A 20,745-nucleotide genomic window follows, 5' to 3' on the forward strand; every position below is an offset into this window, starting at 1 on the left:
AGCGGATCGGTGGTCGTTACCCGATCGTGATTGTGGAACGGTCAGCGGTCCCCGAGCTCCGGACCAGACCACCGGGTGGTGTCAGCGCTCCACCTGGCCCCACGGGCTGCCGTACTCGGTGAGCAGGTCGAGGAAGGGGACGGCGTCGAAGGCCTCCGGGCCGAGCACGCCGGCGCCCTGCCAGGTGCCGCGGGCGAGCAGCTCGAGGGCGACGACCGGGTTGATCGCGGTCTGCCAGACCACGCACTGGTGGCCGTACTCGCGCATCGTCCACTCGTTGTCGACCACGTGGTAGAGGTAGGTCGACCTCGGGCTGCCGTCCTTGCCGGTGCCGGTGACCCAGAGTCCGGCGCAGGTCTTGCCCCTCATCCGCGGACCGACGGTGGCCGGGTCGGGCAGCACCGCCGCCACGACGTCGCGCGGCGAGACCTCGACGCCCTTGACCCGGACCTTCTCGGTGCGGTCGAGCCCGAGGGTGTTGAGCACCTTGAGGATGGTGATGAACTCGTCGCCGAGGCCGTACTTGAAGGTCGCCCGCTTGCAGTCGACCCAGCGCGGCATCAGGAGCACCTCCTCGTGCTCGACGTTCACGCACTCGACCGGGCCGATGCCCTCGGGGAAGTCGAAGACCTCGGGCTCGGAGAACGGCGCCGTGGTGAACCAGCCGCCGTCGACGTCGGCGCGCGCCTTCTCGTAGATGACCGGCGGGTTGAGGCACTCCTCGATCGTGGTCCACATCGAGAACGACGGCGCGAAGATCTCGTTGCCGTCGTCGTCGGTGACCGTGAGGTTCGCGCCGTCGCGGGTGCCGAGCTCGTCGATCTCCGAGAAGAGGTGGTCCGCGGCGTACCGCGCGAACACGTCGGAGAGGCCGGGCTCGACGCCGATGCCGACCAGCGCGAGCCGCCCGGACGACTCCCACTCCCCCGCCTTCTCGAACTGCGCGTCGCCGAGCTTGACGCCGACCTTCTCGAACGGCGCCTCGGGGTGGCGGTAGGACAGCGACATCGCCATGTCGAGGTAGTCCGCACCCGCCTCGAAGGCGCCGTCGAAGATCGGCATGTTGAACACCGGGTCGACGGCGTTCATCACGTGGGTGATCCGGTGCTCGCGGCACAGCGCGGTCACCGACGCGGCGTCGGAGGCGTCGATCCGGGCGGCGACGAAGCGCGCGTCGGTCGCGGCCGCCGTCTCGGCCTTGGCCTGGTCGTAGTCGGCGACCACGATCGTCTCGAAGAAGTCGCGTCGCGCCGCGATGGCAGCGAACGCCGAGCCGACGCCGCCGGCGCCGACGAGGAGGATCCGCATGGGGAGTGTGCTGCCTTTCGATTACTGACCGATGTACGACATGACGTGCTTGATCCGGGTGTAGTCCTCCAGGCCGTACATGGAGAGGTCCTTGCCGTAGCCGGAGTGCTTGAAGCCGCCGTGCGGCATCTCGGAGACGAAGGGGATGTGGGTGTTGATCCACACCGCGCCGAAGTCGAGTCGGCGCGACATCCGCATGGCCCGGGCGTGGTCCCTGGTCCACACGCTGGAGGCGAGCGCGAACTCCACGTCGTTGGCCCAGGCGAGGGCCTGCGCCTCGTCGCTGAACGCCTGCACGGTCATGACCGGGCCGAAGATCTCGGTCTGGATCTGCTCGTCCCGCTGCTGGAGGCCGGACACGACGGTGGGCTCGTAGAAGTAGCCCCGGTCGCCGTGCCGGGTGCCGCCGGTGTGCACCGTCGCGTGGTCGGGGAGGCGCTCGACCATGCCGGAGACGTGGGCGAGCTGGTGGGCGTTGTTGAGGGGGCCGAAGTAGGTCGCCTCGTCGTCGGGCATGCCGGTCGGCATGCCCCGGGCGGCCTCCGCGAGGGCGGCGACGAACTCGTCGTGGATGCCCTGCTGCACGAGCACCCGCGTCGCCGCGGTGCAGTCCTGTCCGGCGTTGAAGAGGCCCGCGCCCGCGATGCCGTCGGCGGCCGCTGCGATGTCGGCGTCGTCGAAGACCACGACCGGCGCCTTGCCGCCGAGCTCGAGGTGCACGCGCTTGAGGTCACGGGAGGCCGCCTCGGCCACCTGCATGCCCGCGCGCACCGAGCCGGTGATCGCCACCATCTGGGGGGTCTTGTGCTCGACGAGCATGCGGCCGGTGTCGCGGTCACCGCAGACGACGTTGAGCACGCCCGGCGGCAGGAACTCCTGCGCGAGCTCGGCCAGCAACGTCGAGCTCGCCGGCGTGGTGTCGCTCGGCTTGAGCACGACGGTGTTGCCCGCCGCGAGGGCCGGGGCGATCTTCCAGATCATCATCATCAGCGGGTAGTTCCAGGGCGTCACCTGCCCGACGACGCCGACCGGCTCACGCCGGACCCAGGAGGTGTGGTCGGCCATGTACTCGCCGGCGGACCGGCCCTCGAGCAGCCGGGCGGCGCCGGCGAAGAACTTGAAGTGGTCGGAGGCGTAGGGCATCTCCTCCGACATGGTGAGCCCGAGCGGCTTGCCGGTGTCCTTGCACTCGACCGCGTTGATCTCCTCGATGCGCTCCTCGATGGCGCCCGCGATCTTGAGGAGGGCATTCGAGCGGTCCTGGGGCGTCGCGTACCCCCAGCCCTCGAAGGCCGCGTCGGCGGCGGCGTACGCGCGGTCGACGTCCTCGGCGCCGGACGCCGGTGCGGTCGCGTAGACCTCGCCGGTGGTCGGGTCGATGACGTCGTAGGTCTCCCCCGAAGCCGCGTCGACGAGCTCACCGTTGATGACGTTCTTGAACGCCGCGTCTGCCATGTCCGCTGTTTCCTCCGCCGGTCGGGGATCGGTGTGAGCGTCACCCTAACCATGGGACGACGGAATCTGTAGGGGACCCCGCTTTCGTTGACGAAATCCGCACGCAATGGGGCGTCAGGCTTCGAAGACCGGCACTCCGTCGACCCAGGTGGAGACGGTCCGGGTCGCCCCGACCTCGGCCGCGGGACCCGCGAACGGGTCGCGGTCGAGCACCACCAGGTCGGCCGCGGCGCCCGGCGCGAGCCGGCCCGCACCGTCGTGGAGGTCGCGGTGGTTCACCCACGCCGAGCCCGACGTGTACGCCGCGAAGGCGGTCTCGAGCGGCAGCGCCTGCTCGGGCAGGAACGGCTCGGTGCCGGCCCGCCCCTCCTCGCCCCAGGCGGTGCGGTTGACGGCGACGTGGATCGCGGCGAGCGGGTCGGGGGTGCTCACCGGCCAGTCGCTGCCCGCCACCAGGCGCGTCCCGGCGCGGTGGAGGTCGCCGAAGGGGTACTGCCAGCGCGACCGCTCCTCCCCCAGGAACGGGATCGTCAGGTCGACCATCTGCTCGTCGAGGCAGGCCCACAGCGCCTGCATGTTGGCGGCCACGCCGAGCGCGGGGAACCGGGGGACGTCGTCGGGGTGCACCAGCTGCAGGTGGGCGACGTGGTGCCGGCGGGCGGGGTCGGTGCCCTCGAAGGCGTCGAGCGCCTCGCGCACGCCGCGGTCGCCGATCGCGTGCACGTGCACCTGGAACCCGGCCGCGTCGAGCGCCGCGACCGCCTCGCGCAGGGCCCCCGCCTCCACGAACGAGTGCCCCGTGTTGTCGGTGGGGTGCCCGCACCGGTCGAGGTAGGGCGCGCTCATCGCCGCGGTGCCGTTCTCGGCCACGCCGTCCTGCATGATCTTCACGGTCGTGCCCCGGAAGCGACCTCCGGTCATCGCCTCCCGCCGGCCCACGAGGTCGGCCACCTGCTCGACGCCGAGACGTCGTTCCCACCACAGCGCGCCGACGACGTGCGAGCGCAGGTCGCCGTTGCCGGCCGCGGTCGTGTACGTCGAGGCCGGGTCGTCCATGCCGGAGTAGGCGCCCACGATCGCGTCCTGCCACGAGGTCACGCCGAGCGAGTGCAGGTAGGTCTGCCCGGCGAGCAGCGCGGCGTAGTAGTCGTCACCGGTGGTGCGCGGCAGGTGGCGCGAGACCAGGGCGGTCGCCCCCTCGTGGAGCGTGCCGCTGGGGCGGCCGTCGGCGTCGCGCTCGATCCGGCCGTCCGGCGGATCGGGCGTGCCGGCGTCCACGCCGGCGATCTCGAGCGCCCGCGAGCTCACCCAGGCGCCGTGGTGGTCGCGGTTGGGCAGGAACACCGCCCGGCCCGGGACCGCCTCGTCGAGGTCGGCCGCGGTCGGCGTGCCGCCGGGGAAGGCGGGCATCGCCCACCCTCCGCCGAGGATCCAGGGCAGGTCGGGGTGCGCGTCGGCGTACGACCGGATCGCGGCGAGGTAGTCCTCGCGGGTGGACAGGTGGGAGAGGTCGCAGCGCAGTCGCTCGAGCCCACCCTGGATCGGGTGCACGTGGGCGTCGACGAAGCCGGGCGAGAGCAGGCCGCCCGCGAGGTCGACGACCTCCTCGCCGGCACCCGTCGCGGCCGGCTCGGCGCCGCGGTCGACCGCGCGCACCTCCACCACCCGGCCGTCGACGACGAGCACCTCGCCCGAGCCGAGGTAGCGCTCGCCGTCGAAGACCGACCCGTTGCGGAACCGGACCGCCGCCACGTCAGCGCCCCTCGAGCAGCGGTCCGGCGGGATCGTGGTCGATGCCCCGGCGCCGCGCGGCCAGCCCGGAGAGCGCCTCGAGGCAGACCCGGTTGGCGAGGAACGCGGTGATCTCCGCGTGGTCATACGGCGGGGAGACCTCGACCACGTCGATGCCGGCCACCGGGAGCTCGCGGCAGATCCGGCGGACGGCGTCGAGCAGCGCGCGCGCGCTCAGCCCGCCGGGCTCGGGCGTGCCGGTGCCGGGTGCGTGCCCGGGGTCGCACACGTCGATGTCGACGGAGAGGAAGACCGCGTCGCAGTCGTCGAGCGCGATCTCGAACGCCTCGTCGAGGCAGTCGTCGAGCCCGCGCTTGCCGATCTCGGTCATCTCGTAGGAGCGCATCCGTTGCTCGGCCATCCAGCCCAGCGTCTCGGGGCCCGGCCAGTAGCCCCGCAGCCCCATCTGCAGGAAACGGTCCCCGCGCAGCGCGCCGGACTCGATCAGCCGCCGCATCGGCTGGCCGTGGCCGTAGAGGGAGCCGAACTCGATGTCGCCGGTGTCGGCGTGCGCGTCGAAGTGGATCATCGAGACCCGGCCGAAGCCGAGGTGCCGCGCCACGCCGGTGGCGTCGGGCAGCGTGATCGAGTGGTCGCCGCCGAGCACCAGCGGGATCGCTCCCCGGCTGGCCACCGCGTGGACGGCCTCCTCCAGGTTCTGGCGTGCCACCTCCTGCTCGCCCGGCGGCATCTCGACGTCACCGGCGTCCAGGACCCGGAGGTCCTGCAGGCCGTCGACGCGCAGCGCGAGGTGCGGCCGGGACCCGTCGTGCGGGAGGTAGTCGGTCCCCCGGATCGACTGCGGTCCGAAGCGGGTGCCCGGGCGGTGCGAGGTGCCGCCGTCCCACGGCGCCCCCAGGATCACCACGTCCGCCCCTGCCAGCGCCTCGGCGTCGTCGAGGTCGACGGGGTCCACGCCGAGGAAGGTGATGTCGGGTCCGAACTGCGCGCCGTACCGGGTCATGGGGCAGTCCTACCAGACCGGCACCTCACCGGGCCCCTAACCACGAAATCCGCATGCCGCGGGCCGCACACACCACGGATCCGCTTGCATTCGGGCCGCGAAACCGTGAAGATGGCCCGCATGGAGCACCCTGACTACGCCCACCTCCAGCAGGCCGCCAAGGACCACCTCTGGATGCACTTCACCCGGCACGGCTCGTACGCGAACGCGGACGTGCCCATCATGGTCCGGGGCGAGGGTGCCTACCTGTACGACGCCAAGGGCAAGCGGTACCTCGACGGCCTCGCCGGCCTGTTCGTGAGCCAGCTCGGCCACGGCCGCGCCGACCTCGCCGAGGTCGCGGCGAAGCAGGCCCAGGAGCTGGCCTTCATGCCGCTGTGGTCCTACGCCCACCCCACGGCGATCGAGCTGGCCGAGAAGGTCGCGGCGCACGCCCCCGGTGACCTCAACCGCGTGTTCTTCACCAGCGGTGGCGGCGAGGCGGTCGAGACCGCGTGGAAGCTGGCCAAGAACTACTTCAAGCTCACCGGCAAGCCGATGAAGCACAAGGTGATCAGCCGCGCGATCGCCTATCACGGCACCACCCAGGGCGCCCTGTCGATCACCGGCCTGCCGCTGCTCAAGCAGCAGTTCGAGCCGCTGGTCCCCTCGACCTTCCGGGTACCCAACACCAACATCTACCGCTCGACCGAGCACGGCGCCCCCGAGAACCTCACCCCCGAGCAGTTCGGCCGCTGGGCCGCCGACCAGATCGCGGTCGCCATCGAGAACGAGGGCCCCGACACGGTCGCCGCGGTCTTCCTCGAGCCGGTGCAGAACGCCGGCGGCTGCTTCCCGCCGCCCCCGGGGTACTTCGAGCGGGTCCGCGAGATCTGCGACGAGTACGACGTGCTCCTGGTCTCCGACGAGGTCATCTGCGCCTTCGGCCGCCTCGGCCACATGTTCGGCGCCACCCGCTTCGGCTACCAGCCCGACATGATCACCTCGGCGAAGGGCATCACCTCCGGCTACGCCCCGCTCGGCGCGATGATCGCCTCCGACAAGCTCATGGAGCCCTTCCTCACCGGCGGCAACATGTTCGCCCACGGCTACACCTTCGGCGGCCACCCGGTCTCGACCGCGGTCGGCCTGCGCAACCTCGAGATCTTCGAGGAGGAGAAGGTGCTCGAGAACGTCCAGGACAACGCGGCCGCCCTCCGCGCCACGCTGGAGAAGCTCAACGACCTGCCGATCGTCGGCGACGTCCGCGGCGACGGGTACTTCTTCGGCATCGAGCTGGTCAAGGACAAGGTGACCAAGGAGACCTTCAGCGACGAGGAGTGCGAGCGCCTGCTCTACGGCTTCGTGTCCAAGCAGCTGTACGCCGAGGGCCTCTACTGCCGCGCCGACGACCGCGGCGACCCGGTCGTGCAGCTCGCGCCCCCGCTGGTGTGCACCCAGGAGCACTTCGACGAGATGGAGCAGATCCTCCGCGTCGTGCTCGAGAAGGCCGGGCAGATGCTCTGACCCTCCGCGACCACGTGCGGGAGACAGCGTCGGACCCCGGGTCCGGATGACCCGTCCGTGCCAGTTCCGACTGGCCCGGACGGGTCACTTTCTTTGCCCCCGGGGTAGTGACATCCGGCCACGCGTGTCCTTGGATAGGAAGTAGTCGCCGGACGGGTCCGGCGTACCTTGGGGGAGGTCCGGATGGCGGGGAAGATTCTCTGCGGGAGGGCGCGTGACCATGCGTCGCGCCGCGGCGTTGGACGGGTGTGCTCGGGAGACGCCCCGACCGACCACGTCACGCAGGAGGCCCGGTGATCTCGTTCCGTCTGGTCACCGACCAGCGTCCTGACGCCGGCTCCGGCTCGGGCGAGCCCCGCGAGCCCCGCACCGACGGGCACACCGCGGACCGCGCCGGGCACGAGCTGTGGCCCGAGCCGGTGGGGCCGCAGGCGGCGCAGCCGCCGCTGCCGCGCTACCACCGTCTCGGGGACTGACCGGCCGACGGCGGCCGGCGCGTAGTCTGCCGGGCATGAGGCAACGCAGGCCCCGCCGGCACCCCTGGGCGCGGGCGGTGGTCACGGTCCTCGCCGCCACGGCAGGTCTCGCGGGACCGTGGGCGTCGGCCGAGGGGGCCGTGGTGACGGGCGACGGCCGGTCCAACGTGCTCGTGGGCACCACCGATCGCGACACCCTCGTGGGCAGGGGCGGCAACGACACGCTCTACGGCCGGGCTGCGCACGACGTGCTGAGGCCGGGCGCCGGCCGCGACACCTCCTTCGGCGGAGGCGCGCGCGACCGCTTCTTCGGCAGCCGGGGCGACGACCTGTACGTCGGCGGCCGCGGGCCCGACATGGTCGGCTACTCCGGCGACAGGCCCGTCCGCGGTGATGCCAACCTCGGCAAGGACACCGCCCTCGGCGGACCGGGTGCGGACTCGCTCGAGGGCGGGCGCGGCGCGGACGTGCTCCTCGGCGGACCCGGCGCGGACTGGATCCGCCTCCAGGAGGGGCGCGACACGGTCTTCGCCGGCACCGGAAGCGACACCGTCCTCGTGGGCCGCGACGGGGTCCGCGACGTGATCCACTGCGGCCCCGGTCGCGACCGGGTCGGCTACTTCGGCGTCGCGCCCGAGGACGAGCCCGACCGGTGGGTCGGCTGCGAGGTCGTCGAGGCGGTGTAGCCGCCTCCCCTCAGGTGTGCTGCGGGAACCCGAGGTCGATGCCGTGCCGCGAGGCCGGGTCGGGCCAGCGCGTGGTGACCACCTTGGCACGGGTGAAGAAGTGGATCCCCTCGGTGCCGTGCGCGTGGGTGTCGCCGAACAGCGAGGCCTTCCACCCGCCGAAGGAGTAGTAGGCCATGGGCACCGGGATCGGCACGTTCACGCCGACCATGCCGACCTCGACCTCCCGGGCGTAGCGCCGCGCGGCACCGCCGTCGCCGGTGAAGATCGCGGTGCCGTTGCCGTAGTCGTTGGCGTTGACCAGCGCGAGGGCCTCGTCGTACGACGAGACGCGCACGACCGACAGGACGGGCCCGAAGATCTCCTCGTCGTACACCGGCATGCCGGGGCGCACGTGGTCGAAGAGCGTGGGGCCCAGCCAGAAGCCGTCCGCAGCTCCGTCGGGCGCGACCTCCCGGCCGTCGACCACGAGGTCCGCGCCGGCGTCGACGCCCGCGGCGACGTACCCGGCGACCTTGTCACGGTGCGCGCCGGTGACCAGCGGTCCCATGTCGCAGCCGCGGCGTCCGTCGCCGGTGCGCAGCCCGGCCATCCGCTCCGCGATCTTCGGCACCAGCTCGTCGCCGACCGGGTCGACCGCGACCACGACGGAGATCGCCATGCAGCGCTCCCCCGCCGACCCGAAGCCGGCGCTGACCGCGGCGTCGGCCACGTCGTCGAGGTCGGCGTCGGGCAGCACGACCATGTGGTTCTTGGCCCCGCCGAGGGCCTGGACCCGCTTGCCGTGCGCGGTGCCGGTCTCGTAGACGTAGCGCGCGATCGGCGTGGAGCCCACGAACGACACGGCCGCGACCTGCGGGTGCTCGAGGAGCGCGTCGACCGCAACCTTGTCGCCCTGCACCACGTTGAAGACCCCGGCCGGGAGCCCGGCCTCGGCCCAGCACTCGGCCAGCAGCAGCGAGGTGGAGGGGTCCTTCTCGCTGGGCTTGAGCACCACCGCGTTGCCGCACGCGATCGCGACCGGCACGAACCACAGCGGCACCATCGCTGGGAAGTTGAACGGCGAGATCACCGCGACCACGCCGAGCGCCTGGCGCAGCGAGTGCACGTCGACGCCGGTCGACGCGGCGTCGGTGTGCCCGCCCTTGAGCAGGTGCGGGGCGCCGCAGGCGAACTCCGCGACCTCGAGACCGCGCTGCACCTCGCCGAGAGCGTCGTCGAGCACCTTGCCGTGCTCGGCCGTGATGGCCGCCGCGATCTCCTCGCGGCGCCGGACGAGCGCGTTGCGGAAGCCGAACAGCACGTTGGTCCGCCTGGCGACCGACGTCGCCCCCCAGGCGCGGCCCGCCTTGTCGGCGGCCGCGACGACGGCGTCCACCTCGTCGCCCGAGGCGAAGGCGACCTGGGCGGTCACCTGGCCGGTGGCGGGGTCGTACACGTCGCCACGGCGCTCGGCAGCGCCCGGCCACGGCGCCCCCTCGTGCCAGTGACCGATGATCGTGGAGCTCATGTCAGCTTCCTCTGCCTACGTCTCTGGTTGGCCTCGGCACCGAGCACGATCACGATCGCGATCACGAACATCAGGGTGCCCACCACGTTCACCTGCATCGGCACGCCGCGCTGGGCTGAGCCCCAGACGTACATCGGGAAGGTGGTCGTGTTGCCGGCGTTCAGGTTGGTGATGATGAAGTCGTCGAAGGACAGCGAGAACGCCAGCAGCGCGGCGCCCAGGATGCCCGGGAACACGAGCGGGAAGGTGACCCGCCAGAACGTCTGCTGCGGCGTGGCGTAGAGGTCCATCGCCGCCTGCTCGAGGTTGTCGTCGAGACCGGCGAGGCGTGCGCGGACCGTCACGACCACGAACGACAGGCAGAACATCACGTGGGCGATGAAGATCGTCCAGAAGCCGAGCTGGCCGGCGAAGCCGGACGCCACGAAGAGCGCGAGCAACGAGGAGCCCATCACGATCTCGGGCGCCGCCATCGGCAGGAAGATCAGCATGTTGGTGCCCGAGCGGCCCACGAACTGGTGGCGCACCAGAGCGAACGCCGCGAGCGTGCCGATCAGGGTCGAGGCCAGGGTCGCGATCAGGCCGACCGCGATGCTCACCTTCACCGCGTCGCACATCGACGGGTCGGCGCAGGGGTTCAGCCAGTTGTCGAGCGTGAAGCCGTCCCACTGGTAGAGGTTGCGCACCTGCTGGTCGTTGAAGCTCATCAGGATCACGATGCTGATCGGGATGAAGGTGTAGAGCAGCACCAGCAGGCCCAGGATCAGCACGAGGTGCTGGCGCAGCCAGCGACCCGCGGCACCCGGGGGCCGCTTGGGCTCCACGGCCGGCGCGGGCGAGCGCACGGCGGTCGTCGTCGCGGTCACAGGAGGTCCTCCGTCCCGGCGCGCCGGATGTAGACGAGCACCAGCAGCAGGATCAGCGCCATGAGCATGACCGAGAGGGAGCTGGCGATCGGGTAGTTGTTGGCATCGGTGTACTGGCTCTGGATGACGGCACCGATCATGCGGGTGTTGGTGCTGCCCAGCAGCTCGGCGTTGATGTAGTCACCGACCGCCGGGATGAACGTGAGCAGCGTGCCGGAGACGACGCCGGGCAGCGACAGCGGCCAGGTCACCTTGAAGAACCCGACCGCGGGGTGCGCGTAGAGGTCTCCGGACGCCTCGATGAGCCGGTGGTCGATCTTGTCGATGCTGGCGAAGAGCGGCAGCACCATGAACGGCAGGAAGTTGTAGGTCAGACCCGCGACCACCGCCACCGGCGTGGCCAGCAGCCGCCCGTCCGCGCCGAGGATGTGCAGCGCCTGCAGCGTGTTCACGATCCAGCCGTCGTCGGACAGGATCAGCTTCCAGGCCAGGGTGCGCAGCAGGAAGCTGGTGAAGAACGGTGCGATGACCAGCACCAGCATCAGGTTCTTCCACTTGCCGGCCTTGAACGCGATCGCGTACGCCAGCACGTAGCCGAGCACGAGGCAGAACGCCGTCGCGAGGCCGGCGTACCAGAGCGAGCGCAGGGCCGGCTGCCAGTAGGCCTGGATGGCGTCGACGTAGTTGCCCCACGCGTAGGTCATCTCGTAGCCGCGGAAGTCCGACCCGCTCGGGTCGTACAGGCTCGTCGCGAGCAGCGAGTAGAACGGGATGACGAAGAACAGGACCAGCCACAGCAGCGCCGGCGCGAGGAGCAGGTACCCGACCTTCCCGCGGCGCCGGGTCGTCTCGGTGCTCAACTGACGGCCTCGTCCTGGCCCGCGTGGGCGTCCTGGGAGATGTCGAGCAGGAAGGCGTACTCGGGACGCCAGGAGAGCTCGACCTTCTCGCCGACGTGGAAGAGTCGTCGCCGTCCGGTGTTCTGCTCGAAGATCTGCAGCTCCTGGCCCCACGGCATCCGCACCAGGTACTGCGTGCTGACCCCGACGAAGCTGGCGTCGGTCACCACGCCGCCGGGGATCGTGTTGCCGGGGGCGTCGAGCTCCTCGCCGACCTCGCCGATCAGCACCTTCTCGGGCCGGATGCCCACCCAGCCGCGGTCGCTGTCGGTGTGGGTCCGGGCGGCGGGCACCGACACGTCGATGCCGTGCATGTCGACCGTCACCAGGTCGCCGTTGCGGCTCTTGATCGTGCCGTCGATGAGGTTGGACTGGCCGAGGAAGTTGGCCACGAAGGTGCTGCGGGGGTTCTCGTAGAGCTCGTCGGGGGCGCCCATCTGCTCGATGATCCCCTTGTTCATCACCGCGACCGTGTCGGCCATGGTCATGGCCTCCTCCTGGTCGTGCGTGACGTGGATGAACGTCAGCCCGACGTCGACCTGGATCCGCTTGAGCTCGATCTGCATCGCCCGGCGGAGCTTGAGGTCGAGCGCGCCGAGCGGCTCGTCGAGCAGCAGCACCTCGGGCTTGTTGATCAGCGCCCGGGCCAGCGCCACGCGCTGCTGCTGGCCACCGGAGAGCTGGGCCGGCCGCTTGCGCGCCTGAGACTCCAGCTCGACGAGCTCGAGCATCTCGCGCACGTGGGTGTCGACGTCCGAGCTCTTGCGGCGGCGCAGGCCGAACGCGACGTTCTCGTAGATGTCGAGGTGCGGGAACAGCGCGTAGCTCTGGAAGACCGTGTTGACCGGACGCTGGTAGGGCTTCTTCCAGGTGATGTCCTGGTTGGCCAGCGTGATCGTGCCGGACGTCGGGGTCTCCAGACCGGCGACCATCCGCAGCGTCGTGGTCTTGCCGCACCCGGACGGGCCCAGCAGCGCGAAGAACGAGCCGCGGGGGACGTCGAGGTCGAGGTCCTGCACAGCGGTGAACGCCCCGAAGCTCTTGGTCAGTGAACGGATCCTCAGGCCGTCGAACGCCTGCGACTCCGACGAGGTGGCGTCCTGCTCAGCCACTGATGACATCGGCCCAGTCTCCTTCGTACTCGATCTGCTGCTGGTCGTCGAGCGGCATGAAGTCGAAGGTCGACGCCAGCAGCTCGTCCGTCGGGAAGATGAGCTCGTTGTCGACGAGCGACGGGTCGATCTTCTCCATCTCCTGCTGTGCCCCCTGGACGGGGCAGATGTAGTTCACCCAGGCCGCCAGCTTGGCGGCGACCTCGGGGTCGTAGTAGTAGTCGATCCATTTCTCGGCGTTGAGCTGGTGCTCCGCGAGGTTGGGCACCATCATGTTGTCGCTCCAGAGGCTGAGTCCCTCCTCCGGTGCCACGAACTTGATCGACGGGTTGTCGAACTGCGCCTGGATCACGTCGCCGGACCACGCCTCGCACGCCACGGTGTTGCCGTTCGCGAGGTCCTGCAGGTAGTTGTTGCCCGCGAACTGGCGCAGCTGGCCGTCCGCGATCACCTTCTCGATGTAGTCGATGGCGTTGGCCCACTGGTCGGGCGTGAAGTCCGCCGGGTCGGCTCCGGTCACCTTGAGGACGAAGCCCATGGTGTCGCGCATCTCGGTGAGCAGCGTGATCCGGCCCTTGAGGTCCTCGCGGGTGAGCAGCTCCTCGAAGCTCTTGACCTCGGGGACCTTGTCGGCGTTGTAGGCGATGCCGGTCAGCCCGCTCTGCCACGGGGCGTGGTACTCGAGGTCGGGGTCCCAGACCTTGTTGCGCAGCTGCGGGATCAGGTTGTCGTGGAGGTTCGGCACCGTCGTGGCGTCGAGCGGCTGGATCCAGCCGAGGTCGATCATCCTCGCGGCCATCCAGTCGGTCAGGATGATCATGTCGCGGTCGATCGGCTCGCACGAGCCGAGCTGGTTGCGGACCTTGGCGTAGAACTCCGAGTTGTCGTTCACGTCGACGTTGTAGGTGACCGTGATGCCGGTCTGCTGCTCGAAGACCGACATCGTCGAGCCCTCCGCCTTGCGAGGGTCGATGTAGGCGGTCCAGTTGGAGATGATCAGCGCCTTCTGCTCGTCCGAGAGGTCCGTGGCGCGGCAGGTCGCGGGGTCCTGCACCGCGCCTTCGGTCGAGAAGAACGGCAGCTTGAGGGCGGCGAGGCTGAGCGCACCGAAGCCGGCCACCCCTCCGGCCTTGAGGAGCCCACGCCGCGAGAGCGTCGACCGGGTGGCCGGATCCGGCGGAGTACTGGGTGTCATCGAATCCCTTCGCAACTTCTCGTGGCGGCCCCCGGGGCGGATCGTGCCACGCGGCAGCCCCCGGTCACAAGCGATCCCGTCGGAATGACGTGCTTCCGCAACGAAATCGCTTGAAAAATTGCCCCGATCCTTTGACCCCACGTCCTGGTCCTGACAGCATGCGCCGCATGGCAGCCAAGCGCGAGCGGTCCGTGACCCTCGATGACGTCTCCAAGGCCATCATCGAGCAGCTGCAGCAGGACGGACGCCGCTCGTACGCCGCCATCGGCAAGGTCGTGGGCCTCTCGGAGGCCGCGGTGCGCCAGCGCGTGCAGCGGCTGATCGAGGGCGGCGTGATGCAGGTGGTCGCGGTCACCGACCCGCTCGAGCTCGGCTTCGCCCGGCAGGCGATGGTGGGCATCCGGGTCGCCGGGCCGCTCGACCGCGTGGCGGACGCCCTGGCCGGGCTCGAGGAGGTCGACTACGTCGTGATCACCGCCGGCAGCTACGACCTGCTCGCCGAGGTGGTCTGCGAGAGCGACCAGCACCTGCTCGACCTGATCTCGGCGAAGATCCGCACCATCGAGGGAGTCGTCTCCACCGAGACCTTCATGTACCTCGAGCTGCGCAAGCAGACCTACTCGTGGGGTGTGCGCTGAGCGCCTGCCTCTGGGCGGACACGGCCGGGCCCGCCCCGACGCGCCCCTCGCTCGCGGGCGACCTCGACGTCGACGTCGCGATCGTGGGTGGCGGCTTCACCGGCCTGTGGACCGCCTACTACCTCGCCGAGGCCCGGCCCGGTCTGCGGATCGCCGTGCTCGAGGCCCAGCAGGCGGGCTTCGGCGCCTCCGGGCGCAACGGCGGCTGGTGCTCGGCGCTGTTCCCCGCCTCGCTCGACAGCCTGGCGGCCCTGTCCGACCGGTCGGCCGCGCTCGCCCAGCACGCCGCGATGCGGGCGACGGTGGACGAGGTCGGCCGCGTGGTCGCAGCCGAGCAGATCCCGGCCGACTGGGCCAAGGGCGGCACCCTGTCGCTGCTGCGCTCCCCTGCCCAGGTCACCCGGGCCCGGGCCGAGGTCGCCGAGGCGAGGTCGTGGGGCCGCGGCCCCGAGGAGCTCGCCGAGCTCGACGAGGCCGAGGCGCGCGCCCGTCTCGATGCCAGCGGCACCCTGGGCGCGACGTACACACCCGACTGCGCGGCCGTGCACCCGCTGCGCCTGGTCCGCGGCCTGGCCGACGCGGTCACCGAGCGCGGCGTCCGGCTGCTCGAGCACACGCCGGTGCAGCGGATCGAGCCCGGCCTGGCGACCACCGCGCGCGGACGGGTGCGTGCGGACGTGGTCGTGCGGGCCACGGAGGGATGGACGGCCACGCTGCCCGGGTACCGCCGGGCCGTCGCGCCGGTCTACTCACTGGTGATCGCGACCGAGCCCCTGCCGGCAGCGACGTGGGAGCGGATCGGGCTGCGGCGCCGCGAGACGTTCAACGACCACCGGCACCTGATCATCTACGGCCAGCGGACCGCCGACGACCGGATCGTGTTCGGCGGCCGGGGCGCGCCGTACCACTTCGGGTCGCGGATCGACCCGACCTTCGACCGCAACGAGAAGGTCTTCGACATGCTGCGCGAGACCCTCGTGGAGCTGTTCCCGGTGCTCGCCGACGTGCGGGTGACGCACCGCTGGGGCGGCCCGCTCGGCGTGGCGCGTGACTGGTGCGCCTCGGTCGGCCTCGACCGCGACACCGGGCTGGCCTGGGCCGGTGGGTACGTCGGCGACGGCGTCGCCACGACCAACCTCGCCGGACGGACCCTGCGCGACCTCGTGCTCGGCCACGACACCGACCTGACCCGCCTGCCGTGGGCCGGCCACCGCTCCCCCGCGTGGGAGCCCGAGCCCCTGCGGTGGCTGGGGGTCAACGCGGGCCTGCGCGCGATGACGTGGGCCGACCACGAGGAGGCCCGGACGGGCCGCCCGAGCCGCACCGCCCGGGTGGTGTCGAGGTTCCTGGGCTGACGGCTGACACACTGCGCCCATGGCTACGCGCGCACTCGTCCGACGACCCTCACCCCGCCTCGCGGACGGGTTGCTGACGCACCTCGACCGGGTTCCGGTCGACGTGGACCTCGCGCGCGAGCAGTGGGCCGGGTACGTCGCAGCGCTGGTCGGCGCCGGCTGGGAGCCGGTGGAGGTCCCGCCCGCCGACGACTGCCCCGACGCGGCGTTCGTCGAGGACACCGTGGTCGTGCAGGACGACCTCGCCGTGATCACGCTGCCCGGAGCGCCCCAGCGGCGGCCCGAGACCGCGGGCACCGAGGAGACGCTCGCCGGCCTCGGCTACCGGATCGCGCACATCGAGGCGCCGGGCACGCTCGACGGCGGCGACGTGCTCCGCTCCGGCGACACCTGCTGGGTGGGGCTGGGCGGTCGCACCAACCGGGCGGGCGTGGACCAGCTCGCCGCGCTGCTGGCCCCGGCCGGCCTGCGGGTGGTCGGCGTCCCGGTGACCAAGGCGCTGCACCTGAAGTCGGCGGTCACCGCGCTCCCCGACGGCACCGTCGTGGGCCACGAGCCGGTCGTCGACGACCCCGCCACCTGGCCGACCTTCCTCGGCGTGCCCGAGGGGGGCGGCGCCCACGTCGTTCGGCTCGCCGACGACACGGTGCTGATGGCGACCAGCGCCCCGCGCACCCGCGCGCTGTTCGAGGAACGCGGGCTCCGTGTGGTGGCCGTCGACATCTCCGAGTTCGAGAAGCTCGAGGGCTGCGTGACCTGTCTCTCCGTCCGCCTCCGCTGACGGCTGCCCGGCGGGCCGTCAGTCGAGGCCGTTGGCGGCGGTCGGGTCCGGCTTGGCGTCGGTGAAGAACCAGGCGGTGAAGAAGGAGTCGAGGTCCTCGCCGCTGGTCGACTCCGCGACGGCCTGGAAGTCCTCGGTCGAGCCGTTGCCGTCGGCACGGTCGGTCAGCCAGGTGCGGATCGTGGTCCAGAACGCGCCGTTCCCGATGCGGTGGCGCAGCGCCTGCAGCGCCATCGCGCCGCGGGTGTAGACCGCGCCGTCGAAGATGCGGTTGCGTCCGGGGTCCCCGATGGTGAGGTCCCAGAACCTGCTGCCGGCGCGGTAGCTGTCGTACCAGGAGTGCAACCAGTGCTGGGCGCTCGGGCCGCCGTGGGTCTCGGTCCAGCGGACCTGCATGAACGTCGCAGCGCCCTCGTTGAGCCACACGTCGCGCCAGTGGTGCACCGACACCGAGTCGCCGAACCACTGGTGCGCGAGCTCGTGCACCAGCACCCCGGTCGAGCCGCGGCCCAGCGGCCAGTAGGTGGGCCGGGTCTGGTTCTCCAGCGCGAAGCCGGCGTCGAGGCTGGTGACCACACCGCCCGTCGTCGCGAACGGGTAGTCGACCAGCTGGCCCTGCAGCCAGTGCACGATGGAGGCCGAGCGGCGCAGCTGCGTCATCGACGCCCGGGTGTCGCGGTCACGGAGCTGCTCCGACGCCGCGACGTACCAGGGGATGCCCGCGGTGGTGCCGTGGTCGACCGCGAACCGGCCCGCGGCGAAGAACGCCAGGTAGGGCACCATCGGCTCGTCCGCGTGCCAGCTGGTCGTGGCGGTGCCGTCGGCGTGGACGGTGCGACCCACCCGCTCGCCGTTGGCGATCACCTGCCGGTCGGCGGGCACGCGGATCGAGATGTCCATCGCGGCCTTGTCGAGCGGGTGGTCGTTGGCCGGGAACCACCAGGGCGCCATGTGCGGCTCGTTCATGGCGACGACCTCGTGCCGGTCCGCCAGCCAGTTGGACTCCCCGCGCCACGACACCTCGCCGGGGCGGCCGGCGTAGGACACGCGGACCTCGACGGTGCTGCCGGCCGGGATCCCCGTGGCCGGCGTGACGACCAGCTCGTGGTCGTTGTCCGGCCGGGCGTGCCCGGCGGCAACACCGTCGACCAGCACCTCGTCGACCGGCAGCAGGAAGTCGAGGTCCAAGGACGACAGGTCCTGCGTCGCGGTCAGGGTCACGGTCGTCCGGCCGGTGAGCCGCCCGGTCCCGAACCGGTAGCGGTCGTGCACGTCGTAGGACTGCACGTCGTACCCACCGTTGCCGTCGAGCGGGAAGTAGGGGTCGCCGATCCCGTCGGCGCCGGGCGTGCCGACGACTCCCCCGGCCAGCGAGGGCGCCGCGCCGGCGCCGCCGACCGCCAGGACGGTCGCGAGGACGGCGGCGGTGAGAGCAGGACGCCGGAGCGGGTTCCGAGGGGTCACGGGGTCGAACCTAGCGCCACCTGCTCCCCTTCCTGGGCCGTCGGGAGGTGTATAAACACTACTGAATCTATTGACTTTATTACCGACTCTCCGGGAGCCGACCATGACCGCGTCCACCACCCCCTCCGTGATCACCCTCGACCTGCCCCACCTCGGCAACCGCTGCCACCTCGTCCACGACGGTGCGCGTGCCCTGGTCGTCGACCCGCCGCGCGACCTCGCGGCGGTGGAGGGCGCCGCCGAGGAGGCGCAGCTCGAGATCGCGGCCGTGGCGGACACCCACGTGCACAACGACTACCTCTCGGGCGCCCTCGGCCTGGCCCGGCGTCACGGCGCCGACTACCTGCTCGCGGCGGACGAGCCGGTCGAGTTCGAGCGGGTCGGGGTCCGCGGCGGCGACGTGCTCGAGGTGGGCCGGCTCTCGGTCCGGGTGATCGACACCCCCGGTCACACGCGTCACCACCAGGCCTTCCTCGCGTCGTACGGCGACGGGCCCGGCGCCCTCTTCAGCGGCGGGAGCCTGCTCCACGGCACGGTCGGCCGCACCGACCTCGTGGACCCGGCCCTGACCGCCACCCTCGCCGCCGCCCAGTGGCAGAGCGCCCGCACCTTGGACGAGCTGCCGCCGGCGACCCGCCTGCACCCCACCCACGGCTTCGGCAGCTTCTGCGCGGGCGGCGTGACCGCCGGCCCGGACGCCGGCACGCCCACGGTCGCCGACCAGCGCGCGACCAACCCGGTGCTGCAGCTCGACCGCGACCCGTTCGTCGAGGCCCTGGTGGCCGGCTTCGGCCCCTACCCGGCGTACTACCGGCACATGGGACCGCTCAACCGCGCCGGGTCGGGGCGGCGCCGCCCTCGGCCCAGCCGCCGCCTCGCGCTCGAGGAGCTGCTGGACGCCCGCGACCGGGGCGCCTGGCTCGTCGACCTGCGCCCGCGCCGCAGCTACGCGGCGGCCCACCTGCCGGGCACCCTCGGGATCGAGTACGGCGCCCAGTTCGCGACGTACGTCGGGTGGCTGGTGCCGTGGGGCGCCGAGCTGGTGCTGCTCACCCCGTCCGGAGTCGACCCGGCCCCCGCCCTCACCGACCTCGCCGCGATCGGCATCGAGGGCGTGGCCACGTTCGCGCTCGACGGCGCCGCGCACGGCGACCAGCCGACCGGGCGCTACCGCGTGGCCGACTGGGCCGACTGGGTGTCGGGCTCGGGCGGCGACCCGGACCTGCGGGCCCGGCGCGTGCTGCTCGACGTGCGTCAGCGCGACGAGCACGACGCCGGCCACCTGCGGGGATCCGTGCACATCGCGTTGCAGGACCTGCCTGCCCGGATCGCGCAGGTGCCGCCGGGCGAGGTGTGGGTGCACTGCCGCTCCGGCTTCCGCGCCGGCATCGCCGCCGCCCTGCTGGCCCGGGCCGGGCGCAGCGTCGTCCACCTCGACGACGACTGGCAGCGGGTCGCCGGGTCGGCCGTGCCCCGGCCCCGCCCCGCAGCGCGCCCGGCCGGCTGACAGCGCCCCGGCGCAAGGGTGCCGACGGCGTGCCCGACTCGACCCCGGGCGAGATAGTCCCCGACGTTCGGGTCGGGTTACTCGCACGTAACCCGACCCGAACGTCGGGGACTATCCGGAATAACACGTTGCACCCCACCACCGGCCGGGGTCACCATGGGAGGAGAGCGAGCGCGTGCCGTCCGTGGTGTGCCTCCCAGGAGAGAGGAGCAGTGACATGACCATCGCTGTCCTTGGCCTGTCCGCAGACCAGATCCTCTCTCACACCCGGAGCACCCACCACCATGACCGAGCCCCTCGAGCTCACACCTGACGACTACTTCTCGCACCTCGCACCCTCGCCCGCCGACCACTCCGGCGACCACGACGGTGACCTCGACCCGACGTTCGTCTTCGACTTCCAGGCGTACGACGACCTCGCCGACGACGACTCCCAGCGCTGGTCCACGTGGCTCAGCGTCGAGCCGCTGTGCCGCGGCCCCGAGCCCCGCCCCGACTGGGTGGTGACCTCGCAGGGCGCCATCGACACCGACCTCGGCATCCTCAAGACCGGCAAGGAGGCCGACGTCTTCCTGCTCGAGCGCGCGGACCCGGCCGACCCCGACGGCGGGGTCGTGATGGCCGCGAAGCGCTACCGCAGCAGCGAGCACCGCACCTTCCACCGGGCCGCCTCCTACACCGAGGGCCGTGCCACCAAGCGCTCGCGCGACCAGCGGGCGCTCAAGCGCAAGAGCACCTGGGGCCGCGTCGTGGCCGCGGGCGAGTGGGCGGTCTCGGAGTGGGACGCCCTCAAGCGCTGCTGGGCGCTCGGGCTGCCGGTCCCCTACCCCGTGCAGATCGACGGCACCGAGATCCTCATGGAGTGGATCACGGTCGAGGGGCCCGACGGCGACGAGACCGCACCGCGGCTGGCCCAGACCCGGCCCGACCGCGCCCTGCTCACGTCGTACTTCGAGCAGCTGCGGGAGTCGATGGCCACGCTCGTGCAGTCGGGGCTGGTGCACGGCGACCTCTCGCCGTACAACATCCTCGCCGCGGGCGAGCGGCTCGTGATCATCGACCTGCCGCAGGTCGTCGACCTCGTCGGCAACCTCAACGGCATGGACTACCTGCTGCGCGACTGCACCAACATCTGCACGTGGTTCCGGGCCCGCGGTCTCGAGGTCGACGAGCACGACCTGTACGGCGACCTGCTGGCGCACGCCTTCTGAGGGTCCCACCGGCGAGCCGCT

Annotated in this window: 18 protein-coding genes; 8 read left to right on the top strand and 10 right to left on the bottom strand. The window is 71.7% G+C overall.

The window, feature by feature from the left end; all coding sequences use genetic code 11:
* Positions 1–81: 81 nt before the first annotated feature.
* From ACFPGP_RS20515 to speB, 4 genes are all read right to left on the bottom strand, one after another.
* Positions 82–1,308, bottom strand: coding sequence for a saccharopine dehydrogenase family protein (locus tag ACFPGP_RS20515; protein ID WP_378592958.1), 1,227 nt, complete (start codon positions 1,306–1,308; stop codon positions 82–84).
* A gap of 21 nt (positions 1,309–1,329) precedes the next feature.
* On the bottom strand, positions 1,330–2,763 hold the full coding sequence (locus tag ACFPGP_RS20520) for a gamma-aminobutyraldehyde dehydrogenase (RefSeq protein WP_378592959.1): 1,434 nt from the start codon (positions 2,761–2,763) through the stop codon (positions 1,330–1,332).
* Positions 2,764–2,877: 114 nt separating this feature from the next.
* On the bottom strand, positions 2,878–4,515 hold the full coding sequence (locus ACFPGP_RS20525; RefSeq protein WP_378592960.1) for an amidohydrolase: 1,638 nt from the start codon (positions 4,513–4,515) through the stop codon (positions 2,878–2,880).
* Between the two features lies 1 nt (position 4,516).
* Positions 4,517–5,518, bottom strand: a complete 1,002-nt coding sequence (gene speB, locus ACFPGP_RS20530) for an agmatinase (protein WP_378592961.1) — start codon at positions 5,516–5,518, stop codon at positions 4,517–4,519.
* A 120-nt stretch (positions 5,519–5,638) separates the two neighbouring features.
* On the opposite strand from speB, the gene ACFPGP_RS20535 reads away from it, so the two are divergent.
* The 3 genes from ACFPGP_RS20535 to ACFPGP_RS20545 all read left to right on the top strand — a co-directional run bounded on the left by ACFPGP_RS20535 (position 5,639) and on the right by ACFPGP_RS20545 (position 8,186).
* Entirely contained in the window at positions 5,639–7,024 is a 1,386-nt protein-coding gene (locus tag ACFPGP_RS20535; protein WP_378592962.1) for an aspartate aminotransferase family protein, read from the top strand.
* A 293-nt stretch (positions 7,025–7,317) separates the two neighbouring features.
* Positions 7,318–7,500 carry a hypothetical protein gene (locus tag ACFPGP_RS20540; protein WP_378592963.1) on the top strand — a complete coding sequence of 61 codons (183 nt, stop codon included), beginning with the start codon at positions 7,318–7,320 and terminating at the stop codon, positions 7,498–7,500.
* 35 nt (positions 7,501–7,535) lie between these two features.
* A complete protein-coding gene (locus ACFPGP_RS20545) occupies positions 7,536–8,186 on the top strand; it encodes a calcium-binding protein (RefSeq protein WP_378592964.1) in 651 nt (216 codons plus the stop codon).
* Between the two features lie 10 nt (positions 8,187–8,196).
* On the opposite strand, the gene ACFPGP_RS20550 is transcribed toward ACFPGP_RS20545, so the two are convergent.
* From ACFPGP_RS20550 to ACFPGP_RS20570, 5 genes are read right to left on the bottom strand one after another with little or no spacing between them, the layout of a single operon-like run.
* Positions 8,197–9,696 carry a CoA-acylating methylmalonate-semialdehyde dehydrogenase gene (locus ACFPGP_RS20550; RefSeq protein WP_378592965.1) on the bottom strand — a complete coding sequence of 500 codons (1,500 nt, stop codon included), beginning with the start codon at positions 9,694–9,696 and terminating at the stop codon, positions 8,197–8,199.
* Positions 9,693–10,562, bottom strand: coding sequence for an ABC transporter permease (locus ACFPGP_RS20555; protein WP_378592966.1), 870 nt, complete (start codon positions 10,560–10,562; stop codon positions 9,693–9,695). Before ACFPGP_RS20555 ends, ACFPGP_RS20550 begins: the two co-directional genes overlap by 4 nt.
* Positions 10,559–11,422 carry an ABC transporter permease gene (locus tag ACFPGP_RS20560; RefSeq protein WP_378592967.1) on the bottom strand — a complete coding sequence of 288 codons (864 nt, stop codon included), beginning with the start codon at positions 11,420–11,422 and terminating at the stop codon, positions 10,559–10,561. Before ACFPGP_RS20560 ends, ACFPGP_RS20555 begins: the two co-directional genes overlap by 4 nt.
* Positions 11,419–12,582 carry an ABC transporter ATP-binding protein gene (locus ACFPGP_RS20565; RefSeq protein ID WP_378592968.1) on the bottom strand — a complete coding sequence of 388 codons (1,164 nt, stop codon included), beginning with the start codon at positions 12,580–12,582 and terminating at the stop codon, positions 11,419–11,421. Before ACFPGP_RS20565 ends, ACFPGP_RS20560 begins: the two co-directional genes overlap by 4 nt.
* A complete protein-coding gene (locus tag ACFPGP_RS20570; RefSeq protein WP_378592969.1) occupies positions 12,566–13,693 on the bottom strand; it encodes a polyamine ABC transporter substrate-binding protein in 1,128 nt (375 codons plus the stop codon). Before ACFPGP_RS20570 ends, ACFPGP_RS20565 begins: the two co-directional genes overlap by 17 nt.
* 242 nt (positions 13,694–13,935) lie before the next feature.
* Between ACFPGP_RS20570 and ACFPGP_RS20575 the strand changes: the two genes are divergently transcribed.
* Genes ACFPGP_RS20575 through ddaH form a run of 3 tightly spaced genes read left to right on the top strand, consistent with a single transcriptional unit; the run spans position 13,936 to position 16,542 of the window.
* Positions 13,936–14,406: an Lrp/AsnC family transcriptional regulator gene (locus tag ACFPGP_RS20575; RefSeq protein ID WP_378592971.1), complete on the top strand. Its 471-nt coding sequence runs from the start codon at positions 13,936–13,938 to the stop codon at positions 14,404–14,406.
* On the top strand, positions 14,391–15,761 hold the full coding sequence (locus ACFPGP_RS20580) for an NAD(P)/FAD-dependent oxidoreductase (RefSeq protein ID WP_378592973.1): 1,371 nt from the start codon (positions 14,391–14,393) through the stop codon (positions 15,759–15,761). The genes ACFPGP_RS20575 and ACFPGP_RS20580 overlap by 16 nt, the downstream gene beginning before the upstream one ends.
* A 19-nt stretch (positions 15,762–15,780) precedes the next feature.
* Positions 15,781–16,542, top strand: coding sequence for a dimethylargininase (gene ddaH, locus ACFPGP_RS20585; RefSeq protein ID WP_378592974.1), 762 nt, complete (start codon positions 15,781–15,783; stop codon positions 16,540–16,542).
* An 18-nt stretch (positions 16,543–16,560) separates the two neighbouring features.
* Here ddaH and ACFPGP_RS20590 read toward each other — a convergent pair whose 3' ends face one another.
* Positions 16,561–18,006, bottom strand: a complete 1,446-nt coding sequence (locus ACFPGP_RS20590) for a M1 family metallopeptidase (RefSeq protein WP_378592975.1) — start codon at positions 18,004–18,006, stop codon at positions 16,561–16,563.
* Between the two features lie 103 nt (positions 18,007–18,109).
* On the opposite strand from ACFPGP_RS20590, the gene ACFPGP_RS20595 reads away from it, so the two are divergent.
* Positions 18,110–19,513 carry a rhodanese-like domain-containing protein gene (locus tag ACFPGP_RS20595; RefSeq protein ID WP_378592977.1) on the top strand — a complete coding sequence of 468 codons (1,404 nt, stop codon included), beginning with the start codon at positions 18,110–18,112 and terminating at the stop codon, positions 19,511–19,513.
* A gap of 284 nt (positions 19,514–19,797) precedes the next feature.
* Positions 19,798–20,724 carry a serine protein kinase RIO gene (locus tag ACFPGP_RS20600; protein WP_378592979.1) on the top strand — a complete coding sequence of 309 codons (927 nt, stop codon included), beginning with the start codon at positions 19,798–19,800 and terminating at the stop codon, positions 20,722–20,724.
* The last annotated feature ends 21 nt before the right edge of the window (positions 20,725–20,745 follow it).

Source organism: Nocardioides taihuensis, assembly GCF_042657275.1.
GTDB classification, from domain to species: Bacteria; Actinomycetota; Actinomycetes; order Propionibacteriales; family Nocardioidaceae; genus Nocardioides; species Nocardioides taihuensis.